The 13,709-nt window shown below is 54.1% G+C and carries 12 protein-coding genes; 5 read left to right on the top strand and 7 right to left on the bottom strand.

The window, feature by feature from the left end; translation table 11 throughout:
- Positions 1-17 precede the first annotated feature (17 nt).
- From ACRCWW_RS12205 to pntA, 6 genes are all read right to left on the bottom strand, one after another.
- Positions 18-1,709, bottom strand: coding sequence for a methyl-accepting chemotaxis protein (locus ACRCWW_RS12205; protein WP_438682651.1), 1,692 nt, complete (start codon positions 1,707-1,709; stop codon positions 18-20).
- 154 nt (positions 1,710-1,863) lie between these two features.
- Positions 1,864-2,982 (bottom strand): S-(hydroxymethyl)glutathione dehydrogenase/class III alcohol dehydrogenase, encoded by a 1,119-nt coding sequence (locus ACRCWW_RS12200; RefSeq protein WP_438682650.1) that lies wholly within the window; start codon positions 2,980-2,982, stop codon positions 1,864-1,866.
- Between the two features lie 25 nt (positions 2,983-3,007).
- Entirely contained in the window at positions 3,008-3,283 is a 276-nt protein-coding gene (locus ACRCWW_RS12195; protein WP_438682649.1) for a metal/formaldehyde-sensitive transcriptional repressor, read from the bottom strand.
- 438 nt (positions 3,284-3,721) lie between these two features.
- On the bottom strand, positions 3,722-4,360 hold the full coding sequence (gene leuE / locus ACRCWW_RS12190; RefSeq protein ID WP_438682648.1) for a leucine efflux protein LeuE: 639 nt from the start codon (positions 4,358-4,360) through the stop codon (positions 3,722-3,724).
- Positions 4,361-4,468: 108 nt separating this feature from the next.
- Complete coding sequence (pntB, locus tag ACRCWW_RS12185; RefSeq protein ID WP_438682647.1) at positions 4,469-5,857, bottom strand: Re/Si-specific NAD(P)(+) transhydrogenase subunit beta; 1,389 nt, start codon at positions 5,855-5,857, stop codon at positions 4,469-4,471.
- A gap of 10 nt (positions 5,858-5,867) precedes the next feature.
- On the bottom strand, positions 5,868-7,397 hold the full coding sequence (gene pntA / locus ACRCWW_RS12180; RefSeq protein ID WP_438682646.1) for a Re/Si-specific NAD(P)(+) transhydrogenase subunit alpha: 1,530 nt from the start codon (positions 7,395-7,397) through the stop codon (positions 5,868-5,870).
- A 524-nt stretch (positions 7,398-7,921) separates the two neighbouring features.
- Here pntA and ydgH point away from each other — a divergent pair.
- The 3 genes from ydgH to folM all read left to right on the top strand — a co-directional run bounded on the left by ydgH (position 7,922) and on the right by folM (position 11,190).
- Positions 7,922-8,872, top strand: a complete 951-nt coding sequence (gene ydgH / locus ACRCWW_RS12175) for a DUF1471 family protein YdgH (protein ID WP_438682645.1) — start codon at positions 7,922-7,924, stop codon at positions 8,870-8,872.
- A 177-nt stretch (positions 8,873-9,049) separates the two neighbouring features.
- Positions 9,050-10,432, top strand: coding sequence for an amino acid permease (locus tag ACRCWW_RS12170; protein WP_438682644.1), 1,383 nt, complete (start codon positions 9,050-9,052; stop codon positions 10,430-10,432).
- Between the two features lie 35 nt (positions 10,433-10,467).
- Positions 10,468-11,190: a dihydromonapterin reductase gene (gene folM, locus ACRCWW_RS12165; protein WP_438682643.1), complete on the top strand. Its 723-nt coding sequence runs from the start codon at positions 10,468-10,470 to the stop codon at positions 11,188-11,190.
- Here the strand turns inward: folM and ACRCWW_RS12160 are convergent.
- A complete protein-coding gene (locus tag ACRCWW_RS12160) occupies positions 11,187-11,522 on the bottom strand; it encodes a GlpM family protein (RefSeq protein ID WP_438682642.1) in 336 nt (111 codons plus the stop codon). The genes folM and ACRCWW_RS12160 overlap by 4 nt on opposite strands.
- Positions 11,523-11,647: 125 nt before the next feature.
- On the opposite strand from ACRCWW_RS12160, the gene rstA reads away from it, so the two are divergent.
- A complete protein-coding gene (gene rstA, locus ACRCWW_RS12155; protein WP_438682641.1) occupies positions 11,648-12,367 on the top strand; it encodes a two-component system response regulator RstA in 720 nt (239 codons plus the stop codon).
- A 24-nt stretch (positions 12,368-12,391) separates the two neighbouring features.
- Positions 12,392-13,693, top strand: a complete 1,302-nt coding sequence (rstB, locus tag ACRCWW_RS12150) for a two-component system sensor histidine kinase RstB (RefSeq protein ID WP_438682640.1) — start codon at positions 12,392-12,394, stop codon at positions 13,691-13,693.
- The last annotated feature ends 16 nt before the right edge of the window (positions 13,694-13,709 follow it).

The raw sequence follows: 13,709 nt of genomic DNA, 5'->3' as shown, positions 1-13,709 counted from the left end.
AGCCTTACTCGTTCTAATCAGAACGTTTCCCAGTTATCCCCTTCAGCCAGCGCCGGGCGCTGAGGCACATAGGTAGTACTGGTATGCTGAACCGGCGAGGCGTTCACTTTGCTTGCGTGCTGAAGACGAAACGCCCCCACCGCTTCGGTCAGGCGTGCCGCCTGCTCTTCCAGCGAACCGGCTGCGGCTGAAGCCTCTTCCACCAGCGAGGCGTTCTGTTGGGTGACATTGTCCATTTCAGTGATCGCCTGGCTCACCTGCAAAATGCCACGGCTCTGTTCGTCGGAGGCCGCCGCAATTTCCAGCATGATGTCGGTGACACGTTTTACGGCATCGACGATTTCACTCATGGTGCTGCCCGCCGCGACCACTTCACCAGAGCCGCGCTCAATCAGCGTGACGGACTCACTGATCAGCCCTTCAATCTCTTTCGCGGCCTGAGCACTACGGCTTGCCAGCGTGCGAACTTCACTGGCGACCACCGCAAAGCCACGGCCTTGCTCACCCGCACGTGCCGCTTCAACCGCGGCATTCAGCGCCAGAATGTTGGTCTGGAAGGCGATGCTGTTAATCACCGCAGTGATCTCAGAGATTTTCTTCGAGCTGGCTGAAATGTTGCCCATGGTAGAGACCACGCCAGAGACAATCTGCCCGCCGCGCGTCGCTTTGCCGGAAGCATCTTCCGCCAGTTTGCTGGCATGGTGTGCGTTATCAGCGTTCTGTTTCACCGTCGCGGTGAGCTGTTCCATGCTGGCGGCCGTTTCTTCGATGGCGGCTGCTTGCTGTTCTGTGCGTGAAGAGAGATCGGTGTTACCTGCGGAAATTTCACTGGTGCCACGGTAAATTTCTTCGGTGCCTTGACGTACCGTTCCCACGGTGTCGGCCAGTGCGTGCTGCATTTTTTGCAAGTCGAAGCTCAGTTTGCCGATTTCACTGCGTCCGGTAGGTTCATCAGCGAGGGTTAAATCGCCATCGGCAATTTGTTCGATGCGGTGCAAGGCGCGTTTCAGTGGATTAATCACCGTGCGGCGCAGGGCGACGAAAGTTAACAGCGTTAAGACCAGCGCAAAGGCAAACGCGCCAACCATAAAGGCTAACCCCATTTGCGTGCGGCTGTGCGCGGTTTCGGTCAGATGACGAGCACGATCGCTGCGGATCTGAATGACCTTAGTCAGCACGTCGTTATAGGCCGAATCCAGCTGACGCGCATGTTCGTTTTCGTGGTTGATAATGGCTTCAAACATGCCGTTTTTGGCGTATTTCAGCATTGGCTGCAAACCGGCGACGTAATCGTTGAAGCGCTTATTGATTTCACCCTCCAGGGCTTCATCAGCCGGGGTTTTCACGTCACGATTCACATACTGCTTAAAGCCTTCCTGAGACTCTTTAATCCGCTGTTCGGCTTCGGCGATATTGCGCTTCATGTCATCCATTTCGGCAATACGGCTGGCGGCCCCGGCGTGGATCATGTTGATACGTGCAGTACGAAGATGGTTCGAACTGTTGGAAAGCCCCATACGGACTTCCAGCTCTTTGGTGACGTCGCGCTGATCCCTGTCCGCCTGCAGCAGGAAGTAGCCCGCAAGACCTGAACTTAACGCGAACAGCAGCAGGATACCGCCAAGAATGGAGGTGAACAGCGGAACCAGACGAATGTGATGTAAGAAACTGACAGTTTGCGGCTTAAGCCCTGCGGCTGATTTTTCCATGGCTCTCGACTCTCTTATTGTAAGAGGCGTACTCACACGCCCGTAAGATTGTCATCGGCCTGATTGGGAGATTGCTTACCGGTAAAAGCGCTACACCGGTCACACTTTGGACAATTCGCGTTAAAGCCAGCGGTATGACCCGCTGGCCCGAGGCTTAGTTATCGCCGAAATGGATAACGGTGCGGATAGATTTGCCTTCATGCATCAGATCAAAGGCTTCGTTAATCTGATCGAGCGGCAGACGGTGAGTGATAAACGGATCGAGGTTAATTTTGCCCGCCATCGCGTCTTCCACCATGCCCGGCAACTGGGTGCGCCCTTTCACGCCGCCAAATGCAGAACCACGCCACACGCGGCCTGTCACCAGCTGGAACGGACGGGTTTTGATTTCCTGACCCGCGCCTGCGACGCCGATAATCACGCTTTCGCCCCAGCCTTTGTGGCAGCATTCCAGCGCCGCACGCATCACATTAACGTTACCGATGCACTCAAAGCTGAAGTCCACGCCGCCGTCGGTCAGTTCGACGATCACGTCCTGAACCGGTTTGTCGTAGTCTTTCGGGTTGATGAAATCGGTCGCGCCCATTTCACCCGCCAGTTTGAATTTTTCCGGGTTGGTGTCGATGGCCAGAATACGGCCTGCTTTCGCCTGAACCGCGCCCTGAATCACCGCCAGACCGATACCGCCCAGGCCAAATACCGCGACGGTATCGCCTTCTTTCACTTTTGCCGTGTTGTGAACCGCACCGATACCGGTCGTTACGCCGCAGCCCAGCAGACAAACTTTATCCAGCGGAGCCTGTGGGTTGACTTTGGCGAGTGAAATCTCTGCCACCACGGTGTATTCGCTGAAGGTGCTGGTGCCCATGTAGTGATAAATCGGCTCACCGTTGTAGGAGAAACGCGTGGTGCCGTCTGGCATCAAGCCTTTGCCCTGGGTCGCGCGAACCGCCTGACAGAGGTTGGTTTTACCGGATTTACAGAACTTACATTCGCGGCATTCGGCGGTGTACAGCGGGATAACATGATCGCCAGGTTTCAGACTTGTGACACCGTCACCGACTTCAACCACCACGCCACCCCCTTCATGACCTAACACAGCCGGGAATACGCCTTCCGGATCATCGCCCGACAGCGTAAAAGCATCGGTATGACACACGCCGGTGTGGGTGATTTTCACCAGCACTTCGCCCTTTTTCGGCGGTGCGACGTCGATTTCAACAATTTTCAGCGGCTGGCCTGGGCCAAACGCAACTGCAGCACGTGATTTCATCTTCCGTCTCTTCCCTTGTTGTCAGTTATTTTAAATACGATCGTAGCAGATGGCCGACTTCCGCCATGCGAACAGCGCGCTGATCCTCAGTGGTTTCGCCCGCCACCAGCTCATCTTTCAGGTGCATTTCCACCATTTCGCCCATCAGGCCATTGGTAGCCCCACGAATAGCGGCGATCTGTTGCAAAATGGTGAGACACGGCTCGCCAGACTCCAGCGCCCGTTCGAGTGCTTCAACCTGCCCGCGAATGCGACGAACCCGCGTCAAAGCACGCTTTTTGTCTTCAGGTGAATGCGGCATTGCGCCCTCCATATACTGTAGGGGGGTATACTATCACATTAATAACTTCTGAATATCTGTTTATATGCAATGATAATTTTCATGAAGGAGTATCCGGATATGGACTGCACGCCGGATAAGCGGTAGCGCTACACTGCCGCTCACCACTTTCGATAGACAGAATGGATGTTTGTCCTCTTACTATGACTTCTCTTTATTATCTCATCCTTATTGTTTCGCTGAACAATGACATGAACCAGGCCGCAGTGATTGGTGCCTACGGCAGCGAGAGCGGATGTCTCAACGCTTCGGCAACCCGAACCGGCAAAACCTATTGCGTAAAGCAGAGTGAGGCGAACGCATTGATAGAAAAGATAACAGGAAAGGCTAACGAATGACTGAGGTGAAACCCGGGTGGTGACGTGAAGATGCTGGTCGCTGACCAGCATCTTTTTATTTTTACGACTGCAGAGAAGCGAGACGAGCAGCAAACCCGACGAAGACTAAGCCAATCAAACTGTTGCCAAGCTTGACCAGCTTCTTGCGGCTACCTACGAAGCGTGTCACAAGCGTACCTGACACAATCAGGAAACTCAGGTAGATAAAGCTGACCATCTCCAGCGTGACCGCGAGGATCAGGAATGCCAGACCCGGCGTGGTGGCGTGAACGTCGATGAACTGCACGAAAAACGACACGTAGAACAGAATGGCTTTCGGATTCGTCAGGCTCAGCGTTAGCGCGCGTTTGAAGATGGTGCTGCGCTGATCGGTGGAATGTTCATGCTGGCCGCCCTGCTGTTTGATGACCGACCACAGCATTTTCACGCCGAGATACAGCAGATAAAACGCGCCAAGGTAGCGCACAATATTGAACAGCACAGGCGTGGTTTTAATCAGCGTCGCGACGCCCGCATAAGAGAGAAACATCAGCACGGCATCGCCAATAAACACGGCCAGCGCCGCGAGATAGCCGGTACGAATGCCATACGCCGCACTTGTTTTAAGCACGAAGAACGTGTTTGGCCCAGGCACCAGAATGATAAAAATCGCCCCGACCAGATAGGTCCAGTAATTCAGTACACCAAAATCTGAAAACACCCTGCTCTCCCTTTTGCTGCAGCCTGCTTCGAAATGTGACCGCCATCATAACAAAAAAGCCGTCTTCCTTTTACCGGAAGACGGCTTTAAGCATCAAAAAATGACGGATTACAGCGCTTTCAGAATCGCATCCACGCTGGCTTTAGCATCGCCAAACAGCATGTGGGTGTTGTCCTTAAAGAACAGCGGGTTCTGGACGCCTGCGTAGCCGGTATTCATGGAGCGTTTGAAGACAATAACGTTCTGCGCCTTCCATACTTCCAGCACTGGCATGCCGGCAATTGGGCTCTTCGGATCGTCGAGCGCCGCCGGGTTCACGGTGTCGTTCGCGCCAATCACCAGCACGGTGTCGGTGTCGCTGAAATCATCGTTGATTTCATCCATTTCCAGCACGATGTCGTAAGGTACTTTGGCTTCCGCCAGCAGCACGTTCATGTGCCCTGGCAGACGGCCCGCAACCGGGTGAATACCAAAGCGCACTTTGATACCACGAGCACGCAGCTTCTCGGTGATTTCAGCTACCGGATATTGTGCCTGCGCCACTGCCATGCCATAGCCCGGGGTGATGATCACCGACTGAGAGTTTTTCAGCATATCAGCGGTATCTTCTGCACTGATTTCACGGTGCTCGCCGACTTCTTCATCTGCGCCGGTAGACGATCCATCCGTACCGAAACCACCCGCAATAACGCTGAAGAACGAACGGTTCATCGCCTTACACATGATGTACGACAGAATGGCACCCGAAGAACCGACCAGCGCACCAGTGACGATCAGCAGGTCGTTGCTCAGCATGAAACCTGCCGCCGCAGCAGCCCAACCGGAATAGGAGTTCAGCATCGACACCACGACAGGCATATCTGCGCCACCGATGGAGGCCACCAGATGCCAGCCAAACGCCAGGGCAATTACGGTCATGATCAGCAGCGCCATCACCTGCAGGCCAGTGCTTTCAGTACGAACAAACACCACCATCAGCAGGAAGGAAACCACCAACGCCGCGAGGTTCATCTTGTGACGATTTGGCAGCATCAGCGGCTTAGAAGAGATCTTCCCGCGCAGTTTGCCGAACGCCACGATAGACCCGGTGAAGGTCACTGCACCAATGAAGATGCCGAGGAACACTTCGGTCAGGTGAATGTTGACCAGAATCGGCTCCAGACCCGGTTCGTGATACAGGTAGCTGTTAAAGCCCACCAGCACCGCCGCCAGACCGACGAAGCTGTGCAGCACCGCTACCAGCTCAGGCATTTCGGTCATTTCGACACGTTTCGCCAGACGAATACCAATCGCGCCGCCGATAATCATCGCAACCAGAATCCACGCGACGTTGCCGGTTTCTGGCCCGAAAATGGTGGCAATCAGCGCAATCGCCATCCCGGCGATACCGAAATAGTTCCCTTGCTGCGAGGTTTCGTGCTTTGAAAGCCCCGCCAGACTGAAAATAAACAGGATCGCGGCAACAATGTATGCAGCTGTAACTAATCCTCCAGACATGTGTTACCCCTTACCCTTTGCGGAACATTTTCAGCATGCGCTGAGTCACGGTGAAGCCACCGAAAATATTGATGCTGGCAATCAGTACGGCGATGAAGCTCAGGAAGCTCACCCATCCGCCGTGCCCAATTTGCAGCAAAGCACCGACCACGATGATCCCGGAAATGGCGTTCGTCACCGACATCAATGGCGTATGCAGCGCATGCGACACGTTCCACACCACGTAATAGCCCACAACACAGGAAAGCGCGAAGACAGTGAAGTGACCGAGGAATTCTTTCGGTGCCACGTCAGCCAGCCAACCGAACAGAATAATAGCCAGCGCCATCAGCGCATATTTACGCCATGGAGAAGCCGGTTTTGCCGGTTCGACAGGTTCAGCCTCAACTTTTGCAGCGGCTTTCGGCTGGGCAGAAACCTGAATCGGTGGCGCAGGCCAGGTGATTTCACCTTCACGCACCACGGTCACGCCGCGGATAACCACATCATCGAAATCGATAGTAATGTTGCCGTCTTTCTCTTTGCACAGCAGTTTCAGCAAGTTCACCAGGTTGGTGCCGTAAAGCTGAGAAGACTGCGTCGGCAGACGCCCGGCCAGATCGGTATAACCGATCACTTTCACACCATTAGGCGTGGTAAAGACTTCGCCCGGCACGGTGTATTCGCAGTTACCGCCGTTTTGCGCAGCCAGGTCAACAACCACACTGCCCGGCGTCATGGAATCGACCATTTCGCGGGTAATCAGTTTTGGTGCTGGTTTCCCTGGGATCAGCGCCGTGGTGACGATGATATCGACCTCTTTCGCCTGGGCAGCAAAGAGCGCCATTTCGGCTTTAATGAACGCTTCGGACATCACTTTGGCATAGCCATCGCCGCTGCCTGCTTCCTCTTCGAAATCCAGTTCGAGGAATTCCGCGCCCATACTTTGCACTTGCTCTTTGACTTCCGGACGAGTGTCGAAGGCACGCACTATGGCGCCGAGGCTGTTGGCAGCGCCAATGGCAGCCAGACCGGCCACGCCAGCACCGATGACCATTACTTTGGCTGGCGGCACTTTACCTGCCGCAGTGATTTGCCCGGTGAAGAAGCGGCCGAATTCGTGAGCGGCTTCCACTATCGCGCGATAGCCGGCGATGTTAGCCATTGAGCTCAGGGCATCCAGCGACTGCGCACGGGAAATACGCGGCACGGAATCCATCGCCATCACGTTAATTTGACGCTCGGCCAGTTTCGCCATCAGCTCAGGGTTCTGGGCTGGCCAGATAAAGCTTATCAGCGTGGTGCCCGGGTTTAGCAGCGCAATTTCTGCTTCAGTCGGCGCATTCACCTTCAGAATAATTTCGGACTGCCAGATTTCTGCCGCGCTGACCACCTCTGCGCCCGCTTCGGTAAAGGCGCGATCTTCGAAGCTCGCAAGCTTGCCCGCCCCGCTTTCAATGGCGACCGTGAAACCGAGCTTCAGCAATTGTTCCACCGTTTTCGGTGTGGCTGCCACTCGGGTTTCAAGGGCCAGCGTCTCTTTAGGTACTGCAATACGCATAGTTTTCCCTTCCATCGGAGAGTAATGATGGTTTGTTAAAACGTCGGGTTCCGTCCCTGGCCGCATGCAGTGGCTGAGAGGCGAAGCGCCCGGAAAAATAAAACGGTAACAAACTTTCTATAACCTACTGAAAATAACCGCCGTGATCCACAGCCAGAAAAAGTAATTTTGATTTTATTAGGGAAAACTGACTTGCGCCGCTCTCAGGTAGCAATATTTACCTGATTTTCACCCGCAGGCCTGATAAATCGCTTAAGCGAAGCGGCAAAACGTGATTATTCTCGGCAGTGCTTCAGGATTTTAACATTACATTAACTTATAAAAGTCATATTGATTATCGGTTTTGCTGGTCAACGGCCTGTTTCTGCAACATATCATGAAAAGTTATCGCGCCTTGTTAAAGCAGTCGCACAAGATGAACAAAATCCCGCAGACAGTCACGTTATTTAAATGCAATAATCATCGGCGTTTTAGTCACTAACAACTACCAGTACCTGGTTTGCGCAAGGCGAAGGATTATTTTTATGAAGCTTAAGAACACCCTCCTGGCGTCCGCTCTTCTGTCTGCAACGGCATTTAGCGCCTTTGCCGCCACCGAGTTAACGCCGGAGCAAGCGGCAGCCCTCAAGCCGTACGATCGTGTGGTTATCACCGGTCGTTTTAATGCTATTGGTGATGCCGTTCAGGCCGTTTCCCGTAAAGCTGATAAAGAAGGCGCAGCGTCCTTCTATGTTGTCGATACGTCCGATTTTTCCGGCAGCGGTAACTGGCGTGTGACCGCCGATTTTTACAAAGAAGATGCCCCGAAAGCCGATGCGCCGAAAAACCGCATCATTGACGGCGTGATGGAACTGCCGAAAGACCAGGCCGCTCAGCTTGAACCTTTTGACACCGTAACCGTTCAGGGCTTCTACCGCAGCCAGCCTGACGTTAACTCTGCCATCGCCAAAGCCGCAAAACAGAAAGACGCTGCATCCTTCTTTATTGTGCGCCAGGTTGATGCGAACGGCGGCGGTAACCAGCGTATCACCGCTTACGTTTATAAAGCCGATGCGAAAAAACGTGTGGTTCAGAGCGCAGATGCCATTCCTGCAAACTCTCAGGCGGGTAAAGCCGCTCTGGCTGCGGGTGGTGCAACTGCCGCCACCGTCGAAATCCCAGGCGTAGCGTCTTCTTCCACCGTGGGCTCCAGCGAAGGCGTGGGTCGCTTCTTCGAAACCCAGTCCTCTAAAGGCGGACGTTACGCTGTCACGTTGCCGGATGGCACCAAAATTGAAGAACTGAACAAAGTTGCCGCGGCACAGATGGTGCCGTTTGACAGCGTTCAGTTCACCGGTAACTTCGGCAACATGACGGAAATCTCCTATCAGGTTGCGAAGCGTGCCGCGAAGAAAGGCGCGAAGTTCTACCACATTACCCGCCAGTGGCAGGAACGTGGTGGCAACATGACCATCAGCGCAGATCTGTACAAATAAGTTTCTTTAGATAAGTGAAAGGCAGCTTCGGCTGCCTTTTTTGTTTTTTTCTGGCACCAGGCGTTGCATGCCAGCAGCACACTCCGTAAAATCCCGCGACTTAGCGCATTTCCCCCTATTTATGCGTTTTAACCAAATAAATATTCTGGCTTTCACCCTTCTTCCAACAGGATGCCAATGGAAAAGAAACTCGGCCTTAGTGCCCTGACGGCCCTGGTTCTCAGCTCGATGCTGGGCGCGGGCGTTTTCAGTTTGCCGCAGAACATGGCCGAAGTGGCCAGCCCTTCTGCACTGCTCATTGGCTGGGCCATTACGGGTGTGGGCATTTTATTCCTGGCGTTTGCGATGCTGCTGCTGACACGCATCCGCCCGGACCTGGATGGCGGCATCTTTACCTATGCGCGTGAAGGGTTCGGCGAGTTAATAGGATTCTGTTCCGCCTGGGGTTACTGGCTGTGCGCGGTGATTGCCAACGTTTCTTACCTCGTTATCGTCTTCTCGGCGCTGAGCTTCTTTACCGATACGCCAGAGTTACGCCTGTTCGGGGATGGCAATACCTGGCAGGCGATGGTCGGCGCCTCATTTCTGCTGTGGTTCGTCCACTTTTTAGTGCTGCGCGGTGTGCAAACCGCCGCCAGCATTAACCTGGTTGCGACGCTGGCGAAGCTGGTTCCTCTCGGCTTGTTTATTGTGCTGGCAGCGAAAGCGTTCAGTAGCGATACCTTCAGCCTCGATTTCAGCGGCCTCGCACTCGGCGTGCCGGTGTGGGAACAGGTCAAAAACACCATGCTCATTACGCTGTGGGTATTTATTGGTGTAGAAGGAGCTGTGGTGGTTTCTGCGCGAGCGCGTAATAAGAAAGATGTTGGACGCGCAACCTTGCTGGCGGTGCTCTCAGCCCTTAGCGTATATCTGCTGGTGACATTGCTGTCGCTCGGCGTGGTGCCCCGTCCTGAGCTTGCCGAAATGCGTAACCCTTCGATGGCGGGCCTGATGGTGCGCATGATGGGGTCCTGGGGCGAGGTAATTATTGCTGCCGGACTGATTGTTTCCGTCTGTGGCGCTTACCTGAGCTGGACGATTATGGCAGCAGAAGTGCCGTACCTTGCGGCGACGCATAAAGCGTTTCCGCGAGTGTTTGGCCGCCAGAACAAAAACAATGCGCCCTCCTCTTCGCTGTGGCTCACAAATATCAGCGTTCAGGTGTGCCTGATTCTGATTTGGCTTACCGGTTCAGACTATAATACGCTGCTGACCATCGCTTCAGAGATGATCCTGGTGCCTTACTTCCTGGTGGGCGCGTTCCTGCTGAAGATGGCGACTCGTCCGCTGCATAAAGCCGTGGGTGTCGGGGCCTGCATTTATGGCTTATGGTTATTGTATGCTTCAGGGCCAATGCATCTGCTGCTGTCCGTGGTGCTGTATGCGCCAGGCCTGCTGGTGTTTATTTATGCACGACGTACTCATGAGCTGAATGCAACGCTCAAGCGCCGTGAAATGGCACTGATTGGCTTTTTACTGGTTGCCGCTGTACCGGCAACGTGGATGTTAGTGGGGTGACAACGGTCCCCCATCGCGACGCTAAGGAGAGAACGATGGGGGAACGTAAAACCCGCCCAGTCCTGATTACCGGTGGAGGCCGCCGTATCGGCCTCGCCCTTGCCCATCATTTTATCAATCAGCAACAGCCCGTCATCGTGAGCTATCGAACGCGCTATGACGCCATCGGCGTGCTCGAAAAGGCAGGCGCGCTGTGCCTCCCCGCTGATTTTTCGACCGACGAAGGGATTCTGGCTTTTGCTGAACAGGTGAAGTCTCGGACCGACGGGCTCCGCGCGGTGATTCACAATGCCAGCGCCTGGGTGCCTGAAAAGCCGGGTCTGTCTTTATCCGATGTGATGCAGCAGATGATGCAAATTCACGTCAACGCCCCTTATCTGCTGAACCACGCTCTGGAGCCCCTTCTGCGCGGTCACGGCCACGCGGCAGGCGACATTATCCATTTCACCGATTACGTGGTGGAAAAAGGCAGTGATAAGCACATCGCCTATGCCGCCAGCAAGGCCGCTCTCGATAATATGACCCGTTCGTTTGCCCGCAAACTGGCTCCGGAAGTCAAAGTTAACGCCATTGCGCCTGCGCTTATCCTGTTCAATGAGCATGATGACGCAGACTATCGCCAGCAGGCGCTGAACAAGTCGTTGATGAAAATCGAGCCCGGCGAGAGAGAGATTATCGAGCTGGTCGAGTATCTGCTGAGCAGCTGCTATGTCACCGGACGCTCATTTGGCGTGGATGGCGGCCGTCCTCTGCGTTAGTGAAAACGACTCCAGACGCTGATCAACAACCAGGCGCTTAAACTCCAGCACGCCACTGCGCCTGCCAGTGCCCATGGCAGGCGCATAAAACCAGTGAAATACCACAGCGACAGCAGATAAAGAAAATAAGGAATGATTGACCACATGCCGAAAACAATCGTCGTGCGCAGCGCTTCGGTGCCGCGCTCGCTGGCGACGATATAGTGTGCAATCAACGCAAAAGTGGGAAACAGCGGGATGAGCCCGGCAATGTAGTAATTTTTTGTTTTCGCCAGCACGCCAATCAGCAACACCACCAGCGCGCCCAACAGGGCTTTAATCAGTAATGCCATTTTCCAGCCTGAAATTCATTTCATGAATGTGTGCAGGATAACGGAAGTTACATTGTTTATGAAAGATTAATGGCACCCCGCATTTTGTCGGTGTATTTTACTTTTTTTCGATATGCATAGCGGATATGAATAAGATCGTTTTTGTGGAAGATGATCCGGAAGTCGGGTCGCTGATCGCCGCCTACCTCGGCAAGCATGATATTGATGTTATCGTTGAACCACGCGGTGACCGCGCAGAAGACGTTGTTCTGCGTGAACAGCCAGACCTGGTTCTGCTGGATATTATGCTCCCCGGAAAAGACGGGATGACCATTTGCCGCGATCTGCGTGCCCAGTGGCAAGGCCCGATCGTGCTTCTCACCTCGCTCGACAGCGACATGAACCATATTTTGTCGCTGGAAATGGGCGCCAGTGACTATATTCTCAAAACCACCCCACCGGCTGTTTTGCTTGCGCGTTTACGCCTGCATTTACGTCAGCGCGTCGCCATGCCAGTCAGTGAAAAGCCAGCCTCTGGTTTGACACCCCACAAAGCCATTCGCTTTGGTACGCTGGCTATCGATCCGATCAACCGCCAGGTGCTTCTCAGCGGTGAAAACGTCACGCTTTCCACCGCTGATTTTGATTTGCTGTGGGAACTGGCCACCCACGCCGGACAAATTATGGACCGCGATGCGCTGCTCAAAAACCTGCGGGGCGTGACCTATGACGGGATGGATCGCAGCGTCGACGTAGCGATTTCCCGCTTGCGCAAAAAGCTGCTCGACAGTGCGACGGAACCTTATCGCATTAAAACTGTGCGCAATAAGGGCTATCTGTTTGCCCCACACGCATGGGATAACTGAGTTGCACCACTTCCGGGGCCAGAAATGAAAAAGTTGTTTGTGCAGTTCTATTTGCTGCTGTTTGTCTGCTTTCTGGTGATGACCATGCTGGTCGGTCTGGTGTACAAATTCACCGCCGAGCGCGCAGGCCGACAATCCCTGGATGACCTGATGAAAAGTTCGCTGTACCTGATGCGCAGCGAACTGCGTGAAATCCCGCCCAAAGACTGGAGCAAAACCCTTAAAGAGCTCGACCTCAATCTCTCTTTCGATTTACGCATTGAGCCGCTAAGCAAATTCAATCTGGCTGAAAGCTCGATGGCGCATTTACGCAAAGGCGATATTGTCGCCCTCGACGATCAATACACGTTCATCCAGCGCATTCCCCGCAGCCATTATGTGCTGGCTGTTGGCCCGGTGCCCTATCTCTATTATCTGCATGAAATGCGCTTGCTCGATATGGCGCTGTTGGCGTTTATCGCCGTGTCGCTGGCCTTCCCGGTGTTTATCTGGATGAGGCCGCACTGGCAGGACATGCTCAGGCTGGAAACGGCCGCGCAACGTTTCGGCGAAGGCCATCTTGCCGAACGTATTCATTTTGACAGCATGTCGAGCTTCGAACGGCTTGGCGTGGTGTTCAACCAAATGGCAGATAACATCAACACGCTGATTGCCAGTAAGAAACAGCTTACCGACGGCATCGCGCATGAACTGCGTACTCCGCTGGTTCGCCTGCGCTATCGGCTGGAAATGAGCGAGAATCTGACAGAAGCGGAATCTCAGGCGCTGAATCGCGATATCGGTCAACTGGAAGGCCTGATTGATGAGCTGCTGACCTATGCGCGCCTCGACCGCCCTCAAAATGAACTGATCCTGACCACACCAGATTTCCCTGAATGGATTACCCATCACGTCGATGATATTCAGGCCGTTAATCCACAGCGCGATGTCACCCTGGTTCAACTGACTCACGGTCACTATGGCGCTCTGGATATGCGCCTGATGGAACGTGTTCTGGATAACCTCGTCAATAACGCCATGCGCTATAGCCAGCAGCACATTCAGGTCAGCCTGACTCAACAAGCCGGTCGTGCGACGTTAACCGTTGACGATGATGGCCCTGGGATTTCAGCAGAAGAACGTGAGCGTGTGTTCGAGCCGTTTGTTCGCCTCGACCCTAGCCGCGATCGCGCTACGGGCGGATGTGGTTTGGGGCTGGCTATCGTCCATTCCGTCGCTCAGGCGATGTCCGGAGACGTAATCTGCGACGCCAGCCCTCTCGGTGGCGCACGGTTTAGCTTCAGTTGGCCAGTGAATCATCAACTTAGTGCCATGTCCCCTGCCTGACCGAACATTGCACAAT

It is taken from the genome of Scandinavium sp. (assembly GCF_051650185.1).
GTDB lineage: Bacteria > Pseudomonadota > Gammaproteobacteria > Enterobacterales > Enterobacteriaceae > Scandinavium.
The sequence above is the reverse complement of the archived record's forward strand: the minus strand, read 5'-3'. Positions and strand labels throughout refer to the sequence as shown.